This window comes from Gilliamella sp. W8128 (assembly GCF_016100545.1).
GTDB classification, from domain to species: domain Bacteria; phylum Pseudomonadota; class Gammaproteobacteria; order Enterobacterales; family Orbaceae; genus Gilliamella; species Gilliamella apis.
Window position 1 is genome coordinate 155,877 of sequence record NZ_JACFSE010000006.1, and the last position, 23,771, is coordinate 179,647.

The 23,771-nt window shown below is 36.3% G+C and carries 20 protein-coding genes; 16 read left to right on the forward strand and 4 right to left on the reverse strand.

Going from position 1 to position 23,771, the window contains the following annotated elements; genetic code table 11:
* Positions 1-58: 58 nt before the first annotated feature.
* The 3 genes from H3U97_RS07780 to csdE all read left to right on the forward strand — a co-directional run bounded on the left by H3U97_RS07780 (position 59) and on the right by csdE (position 2,579).
* A complete protein-coding gene (locus tag H3U97_RS07780) occupies positions 59-937 on the forward strand; it encodes a U32 family peptidase (RefSeq protein ID WP_065577912.1) in 879 nt (292 codons plus the stop codon).
* On the forward strand, positions 906-2,117 hold the full coding sequence (gene csdA / locus H3U97_RS07785) for a cysteine desulfurase CsdA (protein ID WP_198198649.1): 1,212 nt from the start codon (positions 906-908) through the stop codon (positions 2,115-2,117). Before H3U97_RS07780 ends, csdA begins: the two co-directional genes overlap by 32 nt.
* 63 nt (positions 2,118-2,180) lie before the next feature.
* Positions 2,181-2,579: a cysteine desulfurase sulfur acceptor subunit CsdE gene (gene csdE, locus H3U97_RS07790; protein WP_034901495.1), complete on the forward strand. Its 399-nt coding sequence runs from the start codon at positions 2,181-2,183 to the stop codon at positions 2,577-2,579.
* A 58-nt stretch (positions 2,580-2,637) separates the two neighbouring features.
* On the opposite strand, the gene dolP is transcribed toward csdE, so the two are convergent.
* Positions 2,638-3,210: a division/outer membrane stress-associated lipid-binding lipoprotein gene (gene dolP / locus H3U97_RS07795; RefSeq protein ID WP_065577915.1), complete on the reverse strand. Its 573-nt coding sequence runs from the start codon at positions 3,208-3,210 to the stop codon at positions 2,638-2,640.
* A 240-nt stretch (positions 3,211-3,450) separates the two neighbouring features.
* On the opposite strand from dolP, the gene H3U97_RS07800 reads away from it, so the two are divergent.
* Both H3U97_RS07800 and H3U97_RS07805 read left to right on the forward strand, forming a co-directional pair.
* Positions 3,451-4,149: a DUF1266 domain-containing protein gene (locus H3U97_RS07800; protein WP_198198650.1), complete on the forward strand. Its 699-nt coding sequence runs from the start codon at positions 3,451-3,453 to the stop codon at positions 4,147-4,149.
* The gene (locus H3U97_RS07805; RefSeq protein ID WP_198198651.1) at positions 4,146-6,827 is read left to right on the forward strand and encodes a hypothetical protein; all 2,682 of its coding nucleotides are present in this window, start codon (positions 4,146-4,148) and stop codon (positions 6,825-6,827) included. The genes H3U97_RS07800 and H3U97_RS07805 overlap by 4 nt, the downstream gene beginning before the upstream one ends.
* Before the next feature lie 84 nt (positions 6,828-6,911).
* On the opposite strand, the gene H3U97_RS07810 is transcribed toward H3U97_RS07805, so the two are convergent.
* The 3 genes from H3U97_RS07810 to xthA all read right to left on the reverse strand — a co-directional run bounded on the left by H3U97_RS07810 (position 6,912) and on the right by xthA (position 10,965).
* On the reverse strand, positions 6,912-8,582 hold the full coding sequence (locus H3U97_RS07810; RefSeq protein WP_232343782.1) for a molecular chaperone HscC: 1,671 nt from the start codon (positions 8,580-8,582) through the stop codon (positions 6,912-6,914).
* A 197-nt stretch (positions 8,583-8,779) separates the two neighbouring features.
* A complete protein-coding gene (gene xseA / locus H3U97_RS07815) occupies positions 8,780-10,129 on the reverse strand; it encodes an exodeoxyribonuclease VII large subunit (protein ID WP_198198653.1) in 1,350 nt (449 codons plus the stop codon).
* Positions 10,130-10,158: 29 nt separating this feature from the next.
* The gene (gene xthA / locus H3U97_RS07820; RefSeq protein WP_198198688.1) at positions 10,159-10,965 is read right to left on the reverse strand and encodes an exodeoxyribonuclease III; all 807 of its coding nucleotides are present in this window, start codon (positions 10,963-10,965) and stop codon (positions 10,159-10,161) included.
* A 115-nt stretch (positions 10,966-11,080) separates the two neighbouring features.
* Between xthA and tyrA the strand changes: the two genes are divergently transcribed.
* The 11 genes from tyrA to recC all read left to right on the forward strand — a co-directional run bounded on the left by tyrA (position 11,081) and on the right by recC (position 23,769).
* Positions 11,081-12,202, forward strand: a complete 1,122-nt coding sequence (tyrA, locus tag H3U97_RS07825; RefSeq protein ID WP_198198654.1) for a bifunctional chorismate mutase/prephenate dehydrogenase — start codon at positions 11,081-11,083, stop codon at positions 12,200-12,202.
* A gap of 90 nt (positions 12,203-12,292) precedes the next feature.
* Positions 12,293-13,630: a phosphoglucosamine mutase gene (glmM, locus tag H3U97_RS07830; RefSeq protein WP_198198655.1), complete on the forward strand. Its 1,338-nt coding sequence runs from the start codon at positions 12,293-12,295 to the stop codon at positions 13,628-13,630.
* Between the two features lie 252 nt (positions 13,631-13,882).
* On the forward strand, positions 13,883-14,665 hold the full coding sequence (gene atpB / locus H3U97_RS07835; protein WP_034901508.1) for a F0F1 ATP synthase subunit A: 783 nt from the start codon (positions 13,883-13,885) through the stop codon (positions 14,663-14,665).
* Between the two features lie 36 nt (positions 14,666-14,701).
* Positions 14,702-14,932: a F0F1 ATP synthase subunit C gene (atpE, locus tag H3U97_RS07840; protein ID WP_034901511.1), complete on the forward strand. Its 231-nt coding sequence runs from the start codon at positions 14,702-14,704 to the stop codon at positions 14,930-14,932.
* Positions 14,933-14,956: 24 nt separating this feature from the next.
* Positions 14,957-15,427 (forward strand): F0F1 ATP synthase subunit B, encoded by a 471-nt coding sequence (gene atpF / locus H3U97_RS07845; RefSeq protein ID WP_034901512.1) that lies wholly within the window; start codon positions 14,957-14,959, stop codon positions 15,425-15,427.
* Positions 15,428-15,440: 13 nt separating this feature from the next.
* Entirely contained in the window at positions 15,441-15,974 is a 534-nt protein-coding gene (gene atpH / locus H3U97_RS07850; protein ID WP_065614741.1) for a F0F1 ATP synthase subunit delta, read from the forward strand.
* Between the two features lie 11 nt (positions 15,975-15,985).
* Positions 15,986-17,527 carry a F0F1 ATP synthase subunit alpha gene (gene atpA / locus H3U97_RS07855; protein WP_198198656.1) on the forward strand — a complete coding sequence of 514 codons (1,542 nt, stop codon included), beginning with the start codon at positions 15,986-15,988 and terminating at the stop codon, positions 17,525-17,527.
* Positions 17,528-17,541: 14 nt separating this feature from the next.
* The gene (gene atpG / locus H3U97_RS07860) at positions 17,542-18,411 is read left to right on the forward strand and encodes a F0F1 ATP synthase subunit gamma (RefSeq protein WP_065614742.1); all 870 of its coding nucleotides are present in this window, start codon (positions 17,542-17,544) and stop codon (positions 18,409-18,411) included.
* A 47-nt stretch (positions 18,412-18,458) separates the two neighbouring features.
* Positions 18,459-19,841, forward strand: coding sequence for a F0F1 ATP synthase subunit beta (gene atpD / locus H3U97_RS07865; protein WP_034901521.1), 1,383 nt, complete (start codon positions 18,459-18,461; stop codon positions 19,839-19,841).
* Positions 19,842-19,867: 26 nt separating this feature from the next.
* On the forward strand, positions 19,868-20,293 hold the full coding sequence (locus H3U97_RS07870) for a F0F1 ATP synthase subunit epsilon (protein WP_034901523.1): 426 nt from the start codon (positions 19,868-19,870) through the stop codon (positions 20,291-20,293).
* Positions 20,294-20,559: 266 nt separating this feature from the next.
* A complete protein-coding gene (gene recC, locus H3U97_RS07875; protein WP_198198657.1) occupies positions 20,560-23,769 on the forward strand; it encodes an exodeoxyribonuclease V subunit gamma in 3,210 nt (1,069 codons plus the stop codon).
* Positions 23,770-23,771 lie beyond the last annotated feature (2 nt).

Here is a 23,771-nt window from a genome sequence, read left to right on the forward strand (position 1 = left end):
ACAGCTATCAAACATTGACTATTTAAAATAATTAAATACAGATATAGTGAGCAAGACTATGAAATATGCGTTAGGCCCTGTGCTTTATTATTGGCCTAAAACTGAAACTGAAGCCTTTTATCAAGCCGCTAAGGAAAGTGAAGCGGATATTATTTATATGGGCGAAACAGTATGTACCAAACGTCGGGAAATGAAAGTACCCAATTGGTTAGATTTAGCTAAAGAAATTGCTAAATCTGGTAAACAAGTCGTACTTTCTACCCTAGCACTGCTTGAAGCACCATCAGAACTAATTGATTTAAAACAATTAGTTAATAATGGTGATTTTTTAATTGAAGCTAATGATTTGGCGGCAATTAATATTGCTCATGACAATAATTTACCTTTTGTCGCTGGTCCGGCTATTAACTGTTATAACGCATTAACCCTAAAATTATTACAAAAACAAGGTATGGTGCGTTGGTGTATGCCAGTTGAACTTTCTCGCGATTGGTTAAGCAATGTTTTAAAACAATTTGATGCATTGAAAATTGAACGCAATTTTGAAGTTGAAGTATTTAGCTATGGTTATTTACCATTAGCTTATTCTGCCCGCTGCTTTACTGCTAGATCGGAAGATAAACCAAAGGATAAATGTGAGACTTGCTGTATTAAATATCCCGTTGGTCGAGAAGTATTTTCTCAAGAGCAACAAAAAGTATTTGTCCTTAACGGTATTCAAACACAAAGTGGCTACTGTTATAACTTAGGTAACAATCTAAAAGAGATGAAAGGATTAGTTGATATCGTGCGTATTTCTCCGCTTGGAATTGAAACACTCGAGGTAGTTAAGCAATTTAGAGCTAATGAAGAAGGACTAAATCCTTTACACATTGAACATAAACGAGACTGTAACGGTTATTGGAATGGAATTGCAGGACTTGAACTTACACAATAATATGCTGCTACTCGAAAAATTTAGGGCAGATTTCCCTGCCCTAACTAGCCATAATGTGTATCTTGATTCAGCAGCTACAGCACTGAAACCACAAGCCATGATCGATGCAACTGTTGAGTATTACGGGCATAACACTGCAACAGCGCAACGTAGTTTGCACCAAGATGCGCTACAAGTCACCGCAACGATTGATCAAACTAGGAAAAATATTGCTGATCTACTTCATGCTAAGTCAAATTGTGAAATAATTTGGACTCGTGGCACAACCGAATCAATCAACTTAATTGCCCAAAGTTATGCCAGAGCACAATTACATATAGGTGATGAGATCATTGTTAGCGAGTTAGAACATCACAGCAACTTGTTACCTTGGCTTATTGTGGCGAAACAAACTGGCGCCAAGATCATTAAATGGTCAGCAGATATTGATGAGCTTTCAAGATTACTCTCAGCTAAAACCAAAATTGTTGCCATAACTCAAATGTCTAACGTTACTGGTTTTTGTCCAGATTTAGCCAAAATTAGCCAACTAGTTCATCAAACCAATGCGGTATTAGTCGTGGATGGCGCACAAGGCGTTGTACATCATCCGATTGATGTTGAAAAATTAAATATCGATTTTTATGCCTTTTCTGCTCATAAGCTATATGGCCCAACTGGATTAGGGATACTATATGGAAAACAACATTTACTCAAACAAATGGATGTTTGGCATGGTGGTGGTAAAATGTTAAAAACGGCTTCATTTACCGAATTTACAGTTGAAGATCTTCCCTATAAATTTGAAGCGGGTACGCAAAATATAGCTGGTATTATTGGTTTTAAAGCAACCTTAGATTGGTTAACAAAGTGGAATGAAACACAATTAGAAAGTTATATAACACAATTAGCTGACTATACTGAATCAAAATTAAGTCAATTAACCAATATACAATTTTATAGTGTTAACAATAGCCCTATAATTAGTTTTAATATACAAAACATTCATCATAATGATGTCGCTATTTTATTAAGCGAACAAAATATTGCCATCCGAACCGGTGAATTGTGTGCTAAACCACTTATGGATAAACTTGGTTGTCATGGTGTTATTCGCATTTCACTTATGCCATATAATAATCAGCACGATATTGATCATTTTATTACAGCATTACAAAATTCCATTGAATTACTCACGTAAACTATATCTGTAGTTAATCAAAGAAACGTTAATGACTTGTTCAATCACTAATCGGTTTTAATTATGCTATCACAACAAACTTTATTTGAATTATTTTCTAAACAACATAACTGGCAAGATCGTTATAGACAATTAATTGCCTTAGCAAAACAATTACCTGATTTTCCGGATATAAAAAAAATAGAATCCAACCAAATTTATGGTTGTGAAAATCGGGTATGGCTAACTAATGAAAAACAATTAGATAATACTTTTACCTTTCAAGGTGATAGTGAAGGTAGAATCGTAAAAGGATTGTTAGCTATTTTAATCATTATTGCCAATCATAAAACAGCAGAACAAATCCAAAGCATCGATTTTCTTGCAATATTAAAGCAATTAAAAATTACTGATGAGTTGAGCCAATCTCGGCTACAAGGGATTGAAAAAATAATTGAGCGTATTAAGTTAGCGGGTAGCTAGTAAAAAAGGGAGGATAATTTCTCCCTTTTTAAAGCTTTTTAGTTTTTACAATTAGTGATTAACGTGTAGTAAATAATGTAACAACTTTCTTGACACCAGCAACTTTACTTGCAACAGTAGCGGCTTCTTGCCCTTCTTCACTGCTAACAATACCGATTAAAAATACCTCACCATTTTCCGTAACGACTTTGATATTACGTGCTTTTGTTTTGGAATTTAGTGTAAGTTGGGATTTAACTTTGGTGGTTATCCACATATCATTGGTGATTGTTCCTGCTCCAACCGGTTCTCCAGCACGAATTTGGTTATAAACTTTCTTAACTCCTTCAACTTGATAAGCTAGACGTTCAGCTTTTTCAATCTGTTCAGCATTGGCTTGGCCTGTCAAAATAATATTGCCATCATAAGTACTTGAAGAAATACGAGAGCCAATAAAAAAAGGACCATTTTCACTTAATTTACTGTTCATTCTGGTGTTCAGGGTCGTATCATCAACTTGTGTTCCTGTGGTACGCGGATCGGTGGCAACTTTTGCGGTAGCACCAGCACCGACGCCAATAACAGCAGCAACACACCCTTGTAACATTAATGTGCTAGTTACTAATGCTGTTACTAAAATAAATTTTTTCATTATCACTCCTTTTATTTACTACCCAGTAGAATTCAAATACTGATGAACAGTTTTTATTATGCCTTGTAGATATAGTTTTGCAAAATAATTTTATTGTTCTAAAAAATAAAATCTCTCGATTTTTTTAGCTAATCTATAGCAAAAAAGTAATTAATTTAATTATTATAACAAGCATTTATTTTTTCATAAAATCTGTTATCTTTTATTAAAAGGTCGTATAAAAATTAATGGAATAAAGCTATGAATCAAGATTATATCGATTGGTTATATGGTCTATCAGCACCAATGGTTGCCTTAAATAAAGAGTGTGGCGCAAGTTATACATCACCCTTTTTTTTTCCTGAGGATAAATATACCGATTTGAAACAAGACTGGGGTATTGATTCGCGAGAAACACTATTAGCAATGGTTTTTAATATGGTCGATGATGGTCATGCAACAGCCTTATCTAAACATTATTTTATGTATCCTCGCCTATCGGCATTAGATTGGTTAAATTATATCGAGAAACAGAGCGATTACGATAAAGTTTTGCTCGAATTTGTTGAACAGACTTATTCCGAATGTGGCACAGGAGGCATCCGTAGTTGGGATTACGCACGTATGGGATATATATTGCGTAATGGCATCACCAATAAATTTATTACTGAAGAAGAAGCCCTTTGGATTTTGTATAGAATAGGACTGCGAGCACAATACTATTATTCATCATGGCAAAGTTATTTTTCTGGTTGGTTTGTCGGTTATCAATATTGGGAATCATTGACTAATAAAGAAGATTTAGAAAGATTACGTTGTGACTTATGCCGTTCATCCCAAACATGGACTATGACTAAATTGTATACCGACGAAGATTCCCCTTATCATCACCTGCCTTGGAATATTGATATAGATGAATTGGAAAAACCTGAATCATTAATGGAGTATGCTTGGTCATGAATAACAATTTTTGGCAATTATTAGCAATTGAGAAAACTACCGATATCGCCGTGATTCGACAAGCATATCGGGCAAAACTACCTGAATATCATCCTGAAACAGATCCTGATGGTTTTAAAGCGCTACGCGAAGCCTATGAATTAGCAATGCAGTATGCAAAATCACCAGAATCAATGGCTGATGATTTAAATCAAGAACAGCCTACTGAAGAAGTTATTAAACCACTCACCGCAGAAGAGCAACAAGTCAAAGAAATCTGTGATAACTATCAAGCACTACTCGATGATCCGGTTCGATGCCATAATGTGAATGAGTGGCATAAATTTGTTGCTTCATTTTATGATTACCCAATGTCTATAATAGAAATTGCTAAATGGAAAATGTTAGATATCAGTTATGACACTGTGACGATATCACTATCATGTGTGAAAATATTAGCTGATAATCTACGCTGGCGTCAGCAAATAAATAGTTATTCGCCCAACGACGCTGATATGTATGAAAATTTCTTCGATCATATTGATCGTGGTGATTTTTTTGATTATGACAGCTTACCAAAGACAAATAAAGCCGTACAAAATGTAACCATCGACTATGCTCGTTGTGCTAGATGGCTTTTCTGGGAAAAACCAGCAGCAGAATTAACAGAATATTTATCTATTCATACTGTAGTTTACTTACCTGATAATCCCGAGTTCATGCAAGAACTAGCCAATTGGTATTATTTTGCTAAATCGCCAAATAGAGGATTATTAGATTATGCCTTAACTTGTATTGACGATCCTAATCAAGAACAGCAAATACAAGAACAATGGAAAGCTGTCGCCGCAATGCAGTATTCACTGCTTGAAGACGAACAAAACGCCTTATTACTTTGGTTAGAACTTTATCGTTTACCGCAATATCAAGAAAAGGCGACCAGCTGGTTAATGTTATGGTGTTCCAAGAATCGGTTTGATTATCTACCATTATTAATTCTGGCATTAAACCAATCTTATTGTTTAACGGCAGAAGATCAGGAAACTTATATATATAGTATTCCGCAATTTACGCCATCAACAATTTCTCGACTACTGAAATTTAGGAAACAAAACTACAGCAATGAAATTGCGGCTGTTATAACCTGGGCTCTGGATAATCATTGGAATTATCGTCAAGTTCTACACACTTTATTATGCGATGATGGAAACAATCGGTTATATCGTTTATACCGACATGCAATCATGCTACGACACGGTAATAAAACACTTTTACAAGAAATCTTAGCTGACTCAAGTGAAGATGAGTTTGAACAATTTATTTTACAAAATTTACAGCGTCAAGCTAGACAACACCTTGAATGGCTCACTAATTTGCCACCCGTTCAGGAGTTTAAACAATGGTTGTACCAAAGTGATGAAAATGCAACTATCCCGACTAAATTTGATCCAGATAACGAAAAAGGCAATCAGTTTTTATATGGTCGATTATGGTTAGATAGATTCGATGATATCCCATTTGTCGCCAAATTACATTTATACCGCAATGTAACTTATCGAAATATGGAAATGTTTGATTGGCCGGTATATTATCAATTTAGGGGGTTTAATAATTTACCTAAATCACCTGAACAATCAATTATTGAGGCTGATAAGAATGCTTATTGGCAATGGTATCGTTACTGTTTATTAGCCATTACTATTGCCAATTCACCAATTAAAGCCGCAGACTTTATTCGTGAAAAAGATAACTTATTTTTACTCCCAGAAAATGATCCGCTAGTGCCGCTGATCAATACCTTTAAGTCTAACGAATGGCAAAATGATACACAATTATATAATTTAATCGATACTGATAACCAGTTGATTGGCAGTATGTTGGTTAATTATCCAAATTCAATTGAGACGTTTACCGACTCGCCAGAAGAAGTTAATTGGGATGAAATTGAACAAATAGTTGAACAAAGATGGGCAAATAAACTAGCCAACAAACCAGTAAGTTGTTTAATGTTACTGTATATGATTGTTTTTGATAAACCAAATCAAAAAACAAAACTACACCAAATACTACAAAAACTTGCTGGCGATGATCTACAGTTAAAAAAACTTGCTAACGCATTTTGTGATAAATTATCTATTCCATCATCCCTTAAAAAACATAATGATGAATTGCAAAACATAGATAAATTATATGCTATAAATAAAAAGTTAGACAAAGATGATTCGCTATGCGAAGAAGAAGATATCGAAGTACTAGAAGAAATTGGACAAAATAATGATAATAATAGCATAATTAAATTATCCTCAGCATTGCTGTTAGCCAAAAATATGGATCACCAGAAAAAGCTGCAATCAAAATCATTTCCGCCAAATGAATGGTGGCAAATTTGGCGTTGGAAGGGGCGAACAAATTTAACTGGTTTCTTAAAACAAATGGGCTACGTCAGTTTACCTTTATTTTTTCTAATAATAGGAGCAGCAGGAAAAACTAATTTAAATCATCCAATTATGCTTGTATTATGCGGATTAGCAACAATCAATAGCGTTTTGGCAATAAAACGACGCTTAAATGACTGTTATTCTAATGGAGGTATCTATTATTTTGTATCCGCCACAATTTTATTACCATTTCTATTATTGCCGTGTTGGCTTTCAACTGTTAATGAAACCAACCGCTACGGACCACCAATACAAAAATAATTAGAAAAAATGAATCATCTACATATCCCCTTTGAAACACTATTTTCTGATTAGCAAAGGGGATAATTTTAGAAAAAGTAATGATTATCGATTAAGCTCGCTAAGATTTACCTCTATCTCACTGCGTACTTGCTCGATTTCTTCAGGATTCTGCTGATCGAGTACTTGCATAAAAGCTTCAATATATGCTCCAATTAATATTCGTTCATCACCCAATGACTGTGCCCATGCTCGTTCTAGTCGCGCTAATAAAGTACGATTTGGCATTTCATCACGCGGATGAATCTTAAGGGCCGCTAGACGTTCATGGCTCTCTTGTTTTTGCTTATCGGTTAACCCTATTGGACTATGATCAATCACTTTGCCATGCAATTCGCCAGTTTCAAGCAATACCACATCAACTTCGAGCAAACCATTTAAATCATAACTAAAACGAACATCAATCCCTTGTATTTTTTCCATTGGCTTTAAAGGAACTTCAAATTCATCAATTAGAACATTATTTTCTACCCGAGGGTTTTCACCTTGATAAACTGAAAGCATAATGCTTTTTTGTTGTGGGTGGGTCGTAGAAAAGGTTTTTACTTTTGACGTTGGAACAATCGTATTACGTTCAATAATCGGCGAAAATAAACCATTGATATTACCAGAACTACTTTCAATGCCTAGCGTATATGGGCACACATCGGTAAGAATCACTTCTTCAACATCAACATCACGTAAACGACATGCTGCTTGCACTGCTGCACCTTGTGCCACGATAGTCGTAGGATTAATGTGACGATAAGGTAATTTGGCAAATAATTTGGTTACTAACTCTCGAACTACACCTAACTGCGATGAACCACCAACTAAGACTATATGCTCAAGTTCATTAGGTTTTAAGCGAGCATCACTTAGAGCCTGTTCAACAGGTGCTCGTAAGCGATTAAGTAAAGGTAACCAAATTGATTTAGCTCTTATTTCATTTAATGAAAATTGCCATAACTTATCTTGCCAAGACCAAGTCAAATTATGTATTTGTTCACCATTTAGCTTACATTTTAGTTGTTCAGCTAAATCTAATAAGCGAGCATAATCATCAACAGGTATATCAGATTGTTTGAGTTCCCATTCGCTTAAACAAGCTTTAACAAGTTCATGAGTAAAATCTTCACCACCTAAGTAATTATCACCAGCTGAAGCATGAACCTCAATGATTGGCATGCTATATTCCAAAACAGTAACATCAAATGTACCACCCCCTAAATCAAAAACTAATGTATTACCAGATTGTTCTTCATGTAATCCATACGCCATGGCGGCGGCAGTCGGTTCATTAATTAAACGCACGGCATTTAAGCCGGCCAGCTCAGCAGCAAAGCGAGTCTGTTTACGCTGCTCATCATTAAAATAAGCAGGTACGGATATTACTACATCACGAATCTCTTGTTTTAAAAAAGCTTCAGCATCAGCTTTTAATGATTTTAAAACCAATGCAGAAAGTTCGGTTGGAGTAAATTTTTGCTCACCTAATTCAAAAATTTTACTTGAGCCTAAAAAACGCTTGAATGCCGCGGCACTACGGCTAGGATGAGTGGTTAAACGTGATAAAGCAGCATGACCAACTAAAATAGAGTTATCTTCATCAATGCTAACCACCGATGGCGTAACAACTTCGCCGATAGCGTTGGGAATAAGCGTTGATTGACCATTTTGCCAAACACAAATCAAACTATTGGTAGTACCTAAATCAATACCTATTGGAGGATGCATAACCACTTTATTCTCTTAGTATTTTTTAATAAATTTTTTGGATATTATATCCTTAATACTATTTAAGATACAATTTTATCCAATTTCGAGCATTAAATTTATTAAAAGTGTAGATTAGGAATAAAAACAGAATAGTTAAATAAAGCGCTAATTTTTAATTAAGCTATAATAAGTTAATTTTTCAAGCCTAAACGTAACTATTGTGAATTAGATTTTTTATTAATCTCAATAATTTGACTAGTTACTTTGCCACTTTTTAACTGTGTTTCAATCATTTCTCCAATAACGACTTGTTCAACTGTGCGTATCACTTTGTGTTGCTGATTAGTTGTTACTGAATAACCTCGTTCTAGGGTTGCTAGTGGACTAACACTATTAAGTTGAGATGTTTGTAATACAAACTGATGTTTAGCATCTGTCAGCTTGTTTTGAATTAAATTAATGAGTTGCTGCTGTTTTTGTTCAAGACTTTGCTCATAATAAAGAATTTTATGTCGTGGTGAAACACGAACTAAACGTTTATCAAGTAGGTTATGGCGATAAGATTGCCTTAATAAATATTGCTGCATATTTTCAAACAAGGCATGACGACCACTTAATAAACGACTTAATTGTTTTGATAATTTTGCTTGAGGGTGCTGTGTTTGTAATTGATGGCGCCATTTATTTAAGCGTTCTCGTCGACGCATTAGATAGTAATCCATCGCCATGCATAAATATTGTTCTTGAACTTGCAAACGCTTAATTTGCTCTAGTTTGTCTCGACTTACCAGCTCAGCCGCTGCAGAAGGCGTTGCTGCACGAACATCAGCAACAAAATCAGCAATCGAAAAATCGACTTCATGACCAACAGCACTGACAATCGGTAATCGGCTAGCAAAAATTGCTCTTGCAACCACTTCTTCATTAAATGCCCAAAGATCCTCAAGTGCACCACCACCTCGCCCAACTATTAGCACATCACATTCTTGGCGAATATTGGCAATTTCAATCATCCTTGCTATTTGGGCAGCCGCTTCATTACCTTGTACCTGAGTTGGATAGATAATCAAATGCAAACTAGGATCGCGTCGATTTAATATCTGACAAATATCATGCAACGCAGCACCAGTTGCTGAAGTAATAATTCCAACCGTACGAATATTATCGGGTAATGTTTGTTTATAAATAGGATCAAACAATCCTTCTTCTGACAGTTTTTGTTTTAAATGCTCAAATTTTTGTTGTAACAGTCCCGCACCAGCGGGTTGCATTTTATTAATGACCAATTGATATTCGCCACGTGCTTCATAAAGCGTTACCGAAGCATTTACCAACACTTGTTGACCATTTTGTGGAGTAAATCCGGTGCGGAAATTACTATTACGAAACATAGCACACCGCACTTGAGCAACTTCATCTTTTAGTGTGAAATACCAATGGCCAGAAGAAGGGCGAGAAAAATTGGAAATTTCCCCCACTAACCAAATTTGTCCAATCGCGCCAGAAAGCAGTTCTTTAACGATTTGGTTAAGATCTTTGACCGATAAAATTGAACTGCTTTGCATACTATTATCCTCATGGTTGAAGTTGAAGTTTAATCTAAATCAAATTCTACCCAGATCGGTGCATGGTCAGATGGTTTTTCCATGCTTCGAATATCATAATCGATCCCAGTTTGTTGACAATATTGCAGTAACTTTTGGCTGGCTAATATTAAATCAATTCTTAATCCTGTTTCACTATCAAATCCTTTGGAACGATAATCAAACCATGAATATCTTTGCGATTCAGGATTAGCATGACGATAAGTATCAGTATAACCAAGAGACATTAAATTATTTATCCATTCACGCTCTTCAGGCAAAAAAGAACATTTACCAGTACGCAACCACCGTTTACGACTATCATCAGAAATACCAATATCTAAATCGGTTGGACAAATATTCATATCACCCATAATTAAGGATAATTGACTATTAAGTTGCTGGCTTTGTATGTACTGATTTAAATCCTGATAAAATTTACGTTTAGCAGGGTATTTGATTTCATGGTGTAAACTTTCTCCCTGCGGAAAATAGCCATTGATAACCATTAAATTACCTTGGCTAGTCGGTAATTCAGCCATAATTAATCGGCATTGTGCGCCTTCCTCATCAGTTGGAAAACCACATTGGACTGACAATGGTTTTTGCTTAGTCAATAATGCCACGCCATAATGCCCTTTTTGACCATGATAATGTAAGTGATAACCAAACTGCGCCAGTTCCTCAACAGGAAATTGATCGTTATGAACTTTGGTCTCTTGCAAGCCAATTATATCCGGTTGATGTTTATCAATAATTGCAGCTAATTGATGAATTCTAGCCCGAAGACTATTAATATTAAATGAGATAACTTTAATCATAAATTTATTGTATTTGATTTAATTTTGCAATTGACCCATGCTACCAAAAATACGTTATACTGTTAAGCAATTACAGTAAAAGCTATAACTTGTGATAAAGGATCCAGCAAATATGTCAAAGGAATTACTTGCATTGCGCAATAAAATTGATGAAGTTGATCAATCGATTTTATCTTTAATTAGTCAGCGACTAGCATTAGTCGCCGAAGTTGGCGAAGTGAAAAGCGAGCATGGAATTCCAATTTACGATCCAAAACGTGAAGCGGATATGTTAGCTAAACGGAAACAAGAAGCCGAAGATTTAGGTATATCACCAGCGCTAATTGAAGATATTTTACGCCGCTTAATGCGTGAGTCTTATATTAGTGAAAACGACAAAGGTTTTAAAAAGGTTTACACTGGCAAAGGATCAATTGTCATCATTGGTGGTAATGGCCAAATGGGTAGACTATTTGCCAGACTATTTACCCTGTCAGGTTATACAGTCAAGACCTTGGGTTCAAAAACCATGCATCAAGCAGCCGAAGTCGTTGCTGATGCTGCTGCAGTTATTGTGACCGTACCGATCAACAAAACATGTGAAATTATTGAACAATTACCACCACTACCTAAAGATTGCATTTTAACTGATTTTACTTCAATCAAAGTCAAACCGTTACAAGCGATGTTAGCTAAGCATACTGGTCCTGTCGTTGGCTTACATCCAATGTTCGGCCCTGATGTACCTAATTTAGCTAAACAAGTTATTGTTTACTGCCAAGGACGATATCCGGAACAATACCAATGGTTAATTGAACAAATGCGGATTTGGGGAGCAAATTTATGTGCGATTGATGCAAAAGAGCATGATAAATGCATGTCATTTATTCAAGCATTGCGTCATTTTACTTCATTCTCATATGGTGTGAATTTACAACGAGAACACGCTGATTTAGAACAGCTAATTACCCTATCATCACCAATTTATCGACTTGAATTAATGATGGTAGGCCGGTTATTTGCTCAGGATCCAGAACTTTATGCCGATATTATCATGGCATCAGATGCCAATATTGAATTAATTAAACGTTACTATCAATGTTTTGGGCAAATGGTTAAATTAATCGAACAAAGAGATAAAACCAAATTCATTGAGAATTTTAATGAAGTAACCAAATGGTTTGGTAAATATGCCGAACGTTTTATTAAAGAAAGCCAAGTATTATTGAAGTTTGCTAACGATAATCGAGAATAGTTTAGCTAAGCACTTTTATAAAATAGCAGTAACGTTAACATTATAACGCTGGCAATGAGTTAAATAAAAAATTCTGTATGAGGAAATAACATGTCTAATCGGAAATATTTTGGGACAGATGGTATTCGAGGAAAAGTTGGAGAATATCCTATAACGCCTGATTTTGCTCTCAAATTAGGTTGGGCTGCTGGGCGAGTACTGGCTAAAGATGGTGTAAAAAAAGTCATCATCGGTAAAGATACTCGCATTTCAGGCTATATGCTGGAATCAGCATTAGAGGCAGGATTTGCTTCGGCTGGTGTTGCAGCTGCATTTACTGGGCCAATGCCAACACCAGCGATTGCTTATTTAACTCGCACATTTCGTGCTGATGCAGGTATAGTCATTTCTGCCTCACATAATCCTTTCTATGATAATGGCATTAAATTTTTCTCAAACGAAGGACGCAAACTTGATGATGCAATTGAGTTAGAAATCGAAGCACAACTAGAGAAAGAGATCGATTGCGTCGAATCAAAACAGTTAGGTCGAGCCAGTCGAATAACCGATGCTGCTGGTCGCTATATTGAATTTTGTAAAAGTACTTTTGATCACGATTTAAGTTTATCAGGCCTAAAAATTGTGGTGGATTGTGCCAATGGTGCCACTTATCACATTGCCCCGAAAGTATTGCGTGAGCTTGGCGCTAAAGTAATCAAAATTGGTTGTGACCCTGATGGCGTGAATATTAATGAAAATTGTGGTGCCACTGATGTAAAAGCGTTAACTGAGCAAGTTATCAATGAAAAAGCCGATTTAGGTTTCGCTCTTGATGGTGATGGCGACCGTATTATTATGGTTGACCATAAAGGTAATAAAATTGATGGTGATTTAATTATTTATATCATCGCTCGAGAAGCATTAAGACAGGGTCAGCTTAAAGGTGGTGTGGTTGGTACGCTAATGAGTAATATGGGACTGGAAATCGCCCTTAAAAATCTTGGAATTCCATTTGTAAGAGCAAAAGTCGGCGATAGATATGTACTTGAAATGCTAGTTGAAAAAAATTGGCGATTAGGCGCTGAAAATTCAGGTCATGTTCTACTGCTAGATAAAACCACTACCGGTGATGGTATTGTTGCTGGCTTACAAGTTTTAGCTGCCATGGTACGCAATAATATGTCATTAGCTGATTTATGTAGTGGTATGACAATGCTACCACAAATATTAATTAATGTTCGTTTCTCAGGTAAAGATGATCCATTAATGAATCCTGAGGTCAAATCAGCCATTGCGCAGGCAGAACAACAACTCAGTAATAATGGACGAGTGCTCATACGTAAGTCAGGCACAGAGCCTCTTATTAGAGTGATGGTTGAAGGTAGCAATCAATCACAAGTTCAGCAACTTGCGGAACAAATTGCTAATGCAGTTAAACAATCAAATTAGCCTATTTTTTCTACATTAATTAGGCAATTGGTGAAAATTATTTCTAATAAAGTGAGTAATAAAGCTGTTATTCTTTACGCAAAATTAGTAAAAAGTGTCTAAATTATTTATTTTTTTAATCAGTTGTTGACTTAATATAGGCAATTAGGTTTAAAATAACAGCTTCGGTTATTGCAGTAATTGTTTATACCTTTTAAGGTATAAAATATAACAAGCTGTAGTTTTTATTTTTGAAATAGGTAAGAGGGTTATATGGCAGTTTCCTCTCCAGCTTCACCGCAAGCTTATATAAAACACCATCTTGAGAACTTACAAGTCGGTTCTGGTTTTTGGACCTTTAATCTTGATTCCTTGTTCTTTTCAATTTTACTTGGTGTGCTGTTTTTATGGATTTTCCATCGTGTTGCAAGGAAAGCAACGAGTGGCGTACCAAGTAAACTTCAATGTGCAGTCGAGATGATCTTTGAATTTGTCAATAATACCGTCAAAGACATGTTTACTGGCCAAAATAAACTCATTGCCCCTTTAGCTCTTACTGTGTTTATTTGGGTTTTCTTAATGAATCTGATGGATCTTATTCCAGTTGATTTCTTACCTTACGCTGGACAATATTTAGGTTTATCACATTTAAGAGTCGTACCGACAGCTGACGTTAGTATTACCATGTCAATGTCTTTAGGCGTATTTGCGCTTATCATCATCTATTCAATCAAATATAAAGGGATTACAGGTTTTATTAAAGAATATACTTTACATCCTTTTAATCATTGGGCATTTGCACCAATTAACTTAGTCCTAGAACTTGTTAGTTTATTAGCTAAACCTGTCTCATTAGGATTACGACTTTTCGGTAATATGTATGCTGGTGAACTTATCTTCATCTTAATTGCTGCACTATTACCTTGGTGGTCACAATGGGTATTATCATTACCATGGGCTATTTTCCATATTTTGATAATTACCTTACAAGCATTTATTTTTATGGTGTTGACGATTGTCTATTTAGCGATGGCTTCGGCAACAGAAGATCATTAATTTTTAAATTTTTTTGATAATAAACTGGAGTATATAATGGATAGTATGTTATTTGTAGCCGCAGGCATAATGATGGGATTAGCTGCAATCGGTGGTGCAGTTGGTATTGGTTTATTAGGTGGTAAATTCTTAGAAGGTGCTGCTCGCCAACCAGAATTAATGCCTATGTTACGTACCCAATTCTTTATCGTTATGGGCTTAGTTGATGCGATCCCTATGATTTGTGTAGGTATTGCGTTATATGTCATTTTTGCTGTTGCAGGCTAATAATAATTTAAGAGGAATTGTCTCATGAATATGAACGCAACTCTCCTCGGCCAAGCAATTACATTTGTATTGTTTGTTTGGTTCTGTATGAAGTTTGTTTGGCCACCCGTTATCCGAGCGATTGAAAAACGCCAAAAAGAGATAGCAGATGGACTTGCTTCAGCAGAAACAGCAAAAAAAGATTTGGAATTAGCCAAAGCAAATACATCTGACATAATGCAACAGGCTAAGGTTGAGGCTAATGCAATTATTGAGCAAGCGAATAAACGCAAAGCAGCCATTCTTGAAGAAGCACAACAAGAAGCTTCTCGTGAAAAAGAAAGGATTGTTGCTCAAGGACTTGCTGAAGTTGAAGCTGAGCGCAAACGCGCTAGAGAAGAGCTTAAACAACAAGTCGCTACACTCGCTATTGCCGGTGCAGAAAAAATTATTGAACGTTCTGTTAATGAAGCCGCTAACAGCGACATCATTGATAAACTCGTAGCTGAACTATAAGGAGAATAGAGCAATGGCTGACTTAATTACGATTGCTCGCCCTTATGCTAAAGCCGCTTTCGACTTTGCTGTTGAAAAAAATAGCATCGAATCATGGCACAAAATGTTGGTGTTAACATCTGAAGTGAGCAAAGATGCTCAAATCAGAAGTATCTTAACATCTGACATGAAAACTGATTCAGTGGCTAACTTACTCATCAATATCTGTAAAGATGTATTAGATGAGTTTAGCACTAATTTTATTAAAGTTATGGCTGAAAACAAACGTTTATCGCTTCTTCCTGAAGTGTTAAGTTTGTTTGAGCAATACTGTTTAGATAAAGAAGCACAAGCAGATGTTGAGGTAATTTCTGCTAATGAGCTTACCAGTGAACAACTTGATAAAATTTCTGTCGCAGTCGAAAAACGTTTATCACGAAAAGTAAAACTAAAATGTCATATTGATAAATCGCTCATTTCTGGTTTTATTATTCGTACGGGCGATATGGTTATTGATAGTAGTATCAGAGGGCGTCTAAATCGACTAAATGACGCTCTACAGTCTTAAGGGGACTGATAATGCAGCTAAATTCAACTGAAATAAGTGAACTAATTAAAGAGCGGATAGCTCAGTTCAATATTGTGAGTGATGCTCACAATGAAGGAACTATCATATCTGTAAGTGATGGTATTCTTCGAATCCACGGATTAACTGATGTAATGCAAGGTGAAATGATTGCATTACCAGGCAACCGTTATGCAATGGCATTAAACCTTGAAAGAGATTCTGTTGGTGCTGTGGTCATGGGACCATACGAAGACTTATCTGAAGGGATGAAAGTGCAATGTACTGGCCGTATTTTACAGGTACCAGTAGGTGATGGTTTATTAGGCCGTGTTATTAATACTCTCGGTGAACCAATTGATGGTAAAGGTTCTATTCAACATGATGGATTTTCACCAGTAGAAGTGGTTGCTCCAGGTGTTATCGACCGTCAATCAGTTGACCAAGCATTACAAACTGGTTATAAAGCGGTTGACTCAATGATTCCAATCGGTCGTGGTCAACGTGAACTTATCATCGGTGACCGTCAAACAGGTAAAACCGCATTAGCAATTGACGCCATTATTAATCAACGTGATTCTGGTGTTAAATGTATCTATGTTGCAATCGGTCAAAAACAATCAACTATTGCTAACGTAGTGCGTAAACTTGAAGAGCATGGTGCACTTAAAAACACAATTGTGGTGGTGGCATCAGCATCTGAATCTGCAGCATTACAATACTTAGCACCTTACGCTGGTTGTGCCATGGGAGAATACTTCCGTGATCGCGGTCAAGATGCATTAATTGTTTATGATGATTTATCAAAACAAGCGGTTGCTTATCGTCAAATTTCATTATTACTTCGTCGTCCACCTGGACGTGAAGCTTACCCTGGTGATGTATTCTATCTTCACTCTCGTTTACTTGAACGTGCAGCTCGGGTTAACGAAGCTTATGTTGAGGAATTCACTAAAGGTGAAGTAAAAGGTAAAACAGGTTCATTAACTGCATTACCAATTATCGAAACTCAAGCAGGTGACGTTTCAGCGTTCGTACCAACTAACGTAATTTCGATTACTGATGGTCAGATCTTCCTTGAAACTAGCTTATTTAACTCAGGTATTCGCCCAGCGGTAAACCCAGGTATTTCGGTTTCTCGTGTTGGTGGTGCTGCGCAAACTAAGATAATGAAAAAATTATCTGGTGGTATTCGTACTGCACTTGCACAATATCGTGAATTAGCAGCATTCTCACAATTTGCCTCTGACTTAGATGAAGCAACAAGAAACCAATTAAGCCACGGTGAAAAAGTAACTGAATTACTCAAACAAAAGCAATACTCACCAATGACTGTTGCTGAGCAATCAATTGTACTTTACGCTGCGGAGCGTGGTTATCTAGAAGATGTTGAACTTGCAAAAGTATTAGCATTTGAAACAGCACTTCTTGCTTATGCCCATAGTCAATATGCCGATTTTGTTAAACAAATCGACGAGACAGGCAATTACAACGATGAGATTGAAAGTAAGTTAAAAGCAATGCTTGAAAGCTTTAAATCAACTCAAACTTGGTAAGGGTGAGGTAACAAATGGCTAATGCAAAAGAAATTAGAACGAAAATTGCCAGTATCCAAAGTACGCAAAAAATCACCAAAGCGATGGAAATGGTAGCTAATTCTAAAATGCGTAAAACGCAAGATAGAATGGCGGCTAGTCGTCCATACGCTGAAATGATTCGTGAAGTAATTGGACATTTAGCGTTAGCTCAAATAGGCACTAAACATCCTTATCTGGAAGAAAGGGATGTTAAGCGAGTTGGCTATCTTATCATTTCAACCGATCGTGGTTTATGTGGTGGATTAAATATCAATCTTTTCAAAACTGTTATTGCTGATATGTCAGCATGGCAAGAGAAAGGCGTTGAAGCAGATGTTGCTTTAATTGGTTCTCGAGGTGTTTCGTTTTTCTCTTCAGTAAAAACCAACATCTTAACCCAAGTAACCAATTTAGGTGATGAACCAACTTTATCTGATTTAATTGGTCCGGTAAAAACAATGCTTGAGGCATATGACAACGGTAAAATTGATAAACTATATATTGTAACCAATAAGTTTATTAACACCATGTCGCAAAAGCCAACAATACAGCAATTATTACCATTACCGGCTTCAGAAGATAAAGAACTTAAAGCTTCATCATGGGATTATATTTATGAGCCGGATGCAAAATCATTATTAGATGTGATTTTACGTCGTTATATTGAATCACAAGTCTATCAAGCGGTGGTTGACAATTTAGCGAGTGAACAAGCAGCAAGAATGGTGGCCATGAAGGCAGCAACCGATAACGGTGCAAATTTAATTAATGAATTACAAATTGTGTATAACAAAGCCCGTCAAGGTGCGATCACAAATGAATTAATTGATATTGTATCTGGTGCAGCTGCTGTTTCAGGTTAGTGCTAAATATTGGCTTATAGTTAAGAAAAAGACGTAGAGGATTAAAAATGGCTACTGGAAAGATTGTCCAGATCATCGGTGCGGTGGTTGATGTCGAATTCCCAGAAGATGCAGTACCAAAGGTATATGATGCATTAGAAGTGGAAACTGGCACTGATAAATTAGTTCTGGAAGTTCAGCAACAATTAGGTGGTGGCGTTGTATGTTGTATCGCAATGGGCTCATCTGATGGTTTAAGACGTGGACTTAAAGTAGTAAATACAGGTCACGGCATTGAAGTTCCTGTAGGAACAAAAACACTTGGCCGTATAATGAACGTACTAGGTGATCCTGTTGATAAAGCAGGTCCAATTGGTGAAGAAGAACGTTGGGCGATTCACCGAGCAGCACCAACATACGAAGAGTTGGCTAACTCAACAGAATTACTTGAAACTGGTATCAAAGTTATCGACTTAATTTGTCCATTTGCAAAAGGTGGTAAAGTCGGTCTATTTGGTGGTGCAGGTGTTGGTAAAACTGTAAACATGATGGAATTAATTCGTAACATCGCGATCGAGCACTCAGGCTACTCAGTATTTACTGGTGTAGGTGAACGTACTCGTGAAGGTAACGACTTCTATCATGAAATGAAAGAATCAAACGTACTAGATAAAGTATCGTTAGTTTATGGTCAGATGAATGAGCCACCAGGAAACCGTTTACGCGTAGCGTTAACTGGTTTAACCATGGCAGAAAAATTCCGTGATGAAGGTAAAGACGTACTATTATTTATCGATAATATTTACCGCTATACCTTAGCCGGTACCGAAGTATCTGCACTATTAGGTCGTATGCCATCTGCGGTAGGTTACCAACCGACATTAGCAGAAGAAATGGGGTTATTACAAGAACGTATCACCTCAACTAAAACAGGTTCAATTACCTCAATCCAAGCAGTATATGTACCTGCCGATGACTTAACTGACCCATCGCCAGCAACAACCTTTGCTCACTTGGATGCAACAATCGTATTAAGTCGTCAAATCGCATCATTAGGTATCTACCCAGCGGTTGACCCACTTGACTCAACCAGTCGTCAATTAGATCCACTTGTAGTTGGGCAAGAACATTACGATTGTGCTCGTGGCGTACAGTCAATTCTTCAACGTTATCAAGAATTGAAAGATATCATTGCGATTCTTGGTATGGATGAATTATCAGAAGATGATAAATTAACTGTTGCTCGTGCACGTAAGATTCAACGTTTCTTATCTCAACCATTCTTCGTTGCAGAAGTGTTCACCGGTTCACCAGGTAAATATGTACCATTAAAAGACACAATTAGTGCCTTCAAAGGTATCATGAATGGTGATTATGATCATATTCCTGAACAAGCATTTTATATGGTTGGTTCAATCGACGAAGCGATTGAGAAAGCGAAATCTCTCTAAGAGATTTATAGAACGGAGAGAGCATTATGGCACTAACTTCCTATCAATTAGAAGTTGTTAGTGCTGAATCTCACCTTTTTTCAGGTGATGTTCAGCGAATCAGAGTCACAGGACGAGAAGGTGAACTTGGGATTTATCCTGGTCACACTCCGTTACTGACAACCATTAAGCCGGGAATGGTCGGGATTGTTAAAGCCGATGGTGAAGAAGAGTTTATTTATCTATCTGGCGGTATTTTAGAAGTACAACCAACCATGGTAACAATCTTAGCTGACACCGCCATTCGTGGTGAAGACTTGGATGAAGCAAGGGCTCAAGAAGCAGTAAGACAAGCGCAAGAACACATTAATCACCCTAGCGATGATATGTCTTTTGCTCAAGCATCTGCTGAACTTTCAAAAGCCTTAGCAAAAATACGAGTTATAGAATTAACTCGTCGTTTAGGACAATAAGGATTATTGATCACTAAACTAGGCAATAAAAGGCTACAAATTAATAAATTGTAGCCTTTTTTATTATTTGCTGAACGACTATTTGAATTATTACTATCTAAAAGACACAATTTTTACCTCTAAAAAACCCCTTTCCTCAAAATTTTTATAAACCATTGGTATTTTATATAGTTATTTAGTTATAAAAAGTTACTATTTAAACATGGCTAGATTTATTAATAGCAATCAGCGATAATCTGATTAATTCTATTAATATTAATGTAACTATGTTCACCATTTATCATTCAAATCAAGTCGATTTACTCAAATCACTCGTTAGCGAATTAATGCGCAGAGATCCGCTAGAACAGGTTTTTATGCCTGATATGGTTATGGTGCAAAGTCAAGGTATGGCACAATGGTTACAAATTAAATTAGCCAATGATCTAGGGATTGTTGCTAATGTTGATTTTCTCTTTCCAAGCCAATTTATTTGGCAGTTATACCAAACTCTGTTACCTAATTCACCTCAGGAAAATAGTTATAATGTCGAATCAATGACTTGGCGTTTGTATTATCTATTGCCAAAAATAATCGAGCGACCTGAATTTGATACCATTAAACATTATCTTAATATTGATAAAGAAGAACGAAAACAGTATCAACTAGCGACCCGAATCGCACAATTATTTGACCAATATTTAGTTTATCGCCCTGACTGGTTAGCCAAATGGGAAAACAAGCAAACGGTAGCTGAACTAAATCATCATCCAGATGAAATCTGGCAATCTGAATTATGGCGGCAACTAATTGCAATTAGTCAACCTTATCATCGTGCCAATATCTATCAGCAAATGTTGGACATTTTGTTAGATAATGATTTCGATCGCACAAGATTAAAATCATTACCGAAACGAGTCTATATTTTTGGTATTACCTCACTACCGCCAATTTATTTGTCATTATTATCAGCACTTGGTCAACACATTGATGTCCATTTAATGTTTAACAATCCTTGCAAATGGTACTGGGGCGATATTGTAGAAAAACAGCTATCAGAGATCCAAAATACACCTAATAATATTCCTAACCCATTATTAACATCTTGGGGTAAATTAGGACGAGATAACCTATTTTTATTGCAGGAATTCAATAATAAACAAGACATTGATATTTTTGTCGATCATGAGCGAAAATGTTTATTAGATTCAATTCAGCAAGATATTTTAGAACTTTATCAAACCAGTGATGTAAAAGCGCCGATAAAGAAAACAGATAGATCCGTAACCTTCCACGCTTGCCATAGTGAACAGCGCGAGGTCGAAGTACTTTATGATTATCTATTATCTGCATTTGATGCCGATCCAACACTTGAATTACGTGATTGTATTGTCATGGTTTCAGATATTGATAAATATGTACCCTATATTCGGTCAGTATTCGGTAACGCTGAAGGACAACGCTATTTACCATTCACAATTTCCGATCAAAAAGCGCGTAACATTGATCCAATGGTGCAAGGATTTTTTGCTATATTAAACTTTACCGAAAGCCGCTTTACCGCTGAAGAGTTATTTAATCTACTTGAAATTCCAGCCATTGCTGAAAAGTTTGCCATAAGTGAGTCACAACTAACTTTATTACATACTTGGATTATTGAATCAGGCATTCGTTTTGGTCTAGAAAATGCTCACAGCTGGCTCTTTGGTCTTGAACGATTATTACTTGGTTATACCATGAATAGCGAACAAGGTGGTTGGCAACAGATATTAGCTTATGATGGTGCTACCGGCTTAGATGCTGAATTAATCGGTCAGTTAGCAGAATTTATAAAATCGGTACGCAAATGGCTAACTATTTTAAGTGAAGACAAACCGTTATCAGAATGGCAAAGTTGCTGTATTGAGCTTATCAATGACTTTTTTGTTAGCGATACTTCGCGCGAGTCAATTTTGCTAATGATCCAAGAAGAGTGGCAAAAGCTGATCAGCAGTGGTTTAAATGCCAATTTTACCGACAACATCTCGATAACTATTTTACATGATGCAATGCAATCACGCTTGGAACAAAATCATTTAGCCCATCGATTCTTAGTTGGTAAAATAAACTTTTGTACCATGATGCCTATGCGCTCGATTCCGTTTAAATTGGTTTGCTTGTTAGGTATGAATGATGGTGATTATCCAAGAACATCTTTACCTTTAGATTTTGACTTAATTGCTCAAAACCCTCGTCGAGGTGATCGTAGTCGACGTATTGATGACCGTTATCTGTTTTTAGAAGCTATTTTATCTGCACAAGATCAACTCTATATCAGTTATATCGGTCGAGATATGAAAGATGATAGCGAACGTTATCCGTCAGTATTAGTCGATGAGCTTTGGGATTATATTGTGCAGTATTATCATGATGCTACTGATAAAAATTCAGATAAAAACACGCCTTTAATTGATAATTTAAGAACGTTGCATACTCGCACACCATTTAATCCACAAAATTTCTTAAATGAACCTAAAAGTTATGCTGATGAATGGTTACCTGCCGCATTAAAAGCGGGAGAAAACCAATCATTTATCAGCGGTATTAGCAAAGTCATTGTGGATAATATTAATCTAGATGAATTAAAACGTTTTTATCAACACTCTATTCGGTTTTTCTTACAAAAACGCTTTAATTTTTACGTCAATTATTTAGATGACACCTTGCCCGATGCTGAAAACTTTAGCCTAGATAACTTAAAACGCTATCAACTTAATCTACAAATTTTAAATGAAATGATTGCTAAAGATTCACAAGGTTGTGATAACTTTTACCAACGACTTAAGCTAACAGGTGAATTACCAGATGGTGCCTTTGGTGAGATTATTTATGATGAACTATGTGAAGCACTGCAACCTTTAGCCAATAAAATCATTGAAGAGAGAACCAATCCATCAACCTTAGAGGTAAATTTAACCATTTCGATAGATGAACAACATTATCAATTACAAGGTTGGCTAACCCATATTCAAGCAGATGGTATTTTAACTTGGCGCCCAGCTAAACTCTCAATTCGTGATGGTATGTCATTATGGATCGACCACTTAATTTACTGTATTTTGAATTGGGATAAAACCGACAGCCAAAGTCGCTTATATGGCCGAGAAGACAACCAATGGCGATTTTTACACATTGATGCCCCACAAGCGTTAACCCTATTAACGGATCTCGTTGAAGGTTTTATAAAAGGTGTCAACCAACCACTATTAATGCCATTACAAAGCGCATGGAGCTGGTTACTTGCTGCATATAATCCAAAAACAGGACAAATTGAACCTAGTGAAAAAGCAATAAGCAAATTATTAACCACTTGGCAAGGTGGCCAATTTCTTACCGCAGAATGTGATAGTTATTACGCAAGGCTTTATCCCGAATTAACCGATAATCTAATTGAACAAATAATACAGTTTGCTCAGCGATATTTATTGCCGATATTATTACATCAAGTCGAAGAATAGGA

What these genes read in the sequence shown, in the direction of transcription:
- dolP (WP_065577915.1), bottom strand. Translation starts at nt 3,210, where the DNA reads ATGAAAAAATTTATTTTAGTAACAGCATTAGTAACTAGCACATTAATG.
- recC (WP_198198657.1), top strand. Translation starts at nt 20,560, where the DNA reads ATGTTCACCATTTATCATTCAAATCAAGTCGATTTACTCAAATCACTC.
- H3U97_RS07810 (WP_232343782.1), bottom strand. Translation starts at nt 8,582, where the DNA reads ATGCATCCTCCAATAGGTATTGATTTAGGTACTACCAATAGTTTGATT.
- atpG (WP_065614742.1), top strand. Translation starts at nt 17,542, where the DNA reads ATGGCTAATGCAAAAGAAATTAGAACGAAAATTGCCAGTATCCAAAGT.
- atpA (WP_198198656.1), top strand. Translation starts at nt 15,986, where the DNA reads ATGCAGCTAAATTCAACTGAAATAAGTGAACTAATTAAAGAGCGGATA.
- H3U97_RS07800 (WP_198198650.1), top strand. Translation starts at nt 3,451, where the DNA reads ATGAATCAAGATTATATCGATTGGTTATATGGTCTATCAGCACCAATG.
- tyrA (WP_198198654.1), top strand. Translation starts at nt 11,081, where the DNA reads ATGTCAAAGGAATTACTTGCATTGCGCAATAAAATTGATGAAGTTGAT.
- H3U97_RS07805 (WP_198198651.1), top strand. Translation starts at nt 4,146, where the DNA reads ATGAATAACAATTTTTGGCAATTATTAGCAATTGAGAAAACTACCGAT.
- atpB (WP_034901508.1), top strand. Translation starts at nt 13,883, where the DNA reads ATGGCAGTTTCCTCTCCAGCTTCACCGCAAGCTTATATAAAACACCAT.
- atpD (WP_034901521.1), top strand. Translation starts at nt 18,459, where the DNA reads ATGGCTACTGGAAAGATTGTCCAGATCATCGGTGCGGTGGTTGATGTC.
- atpE (WP_034901511.1), top strand. Translation starts at nt 14,702, where the DNA reads ATGGATAGTATGTTATTTGTAGCCGCAGGCATAATGATGGGATTAGCT.
- xseA (WP_198198653.1), bottom strand. Translation starts at nt 10,129, where the DNA reads ATGCAAAGCAGTTCAATTTTATCGGTCAAAGATCTTAACCAAATCGTT.
- csdA (WP_198198649.1), top strand. Translation starts at nt 906, where the DNA reads ATGGAATTGCAGGACTTGAACTTACACAATAATATGCTGCTACTCGAA.
- atpH (WP_065614741.1), top strand. Translation starts at nt 15,441, where the DNA reads ATGGCTGACTTAATTACGATTGCTCGCCCTTATGCTAAAGCCGCTTTC.
- atpF (WP_034901512.1), top strand. Translation starts at nt 14,957, where the DNA reads ATGAATATGAACGCAACTCTCCTCGGCCAAGCAATTACATTTGTATTG.
- csdE (WP_034901495.1), top strand. Translation starts at nt 2,181, where the DNA reads ATGCTATCACAACAAACTTTATTTGAATTATTTTCTAAACAACATAAC.
- glmM (WP_198198655.1), top strand. Translation starts at nt 12,293, where the DNA reads ATGTCTAATCGGAAATATTTTGGGACAGATGGTATTCGAGGAAAAGTT.
- H3U97_RS07780 (WP_065577912.1), top strand. Translation starts at nt 59, where the DNA reads ATGAAATATGCGTTAGGCCCTGTGCTTTATTATTGGCCTAAAACTGAA.
- H3U97_RS07870 (WP_034901523.1), top strand. Translation starts at nt 19,868, where the DNA reads ATGGCACTAACTTCCTATCAATTAGAAGTTGTTAGTGCTGAATCTCAC.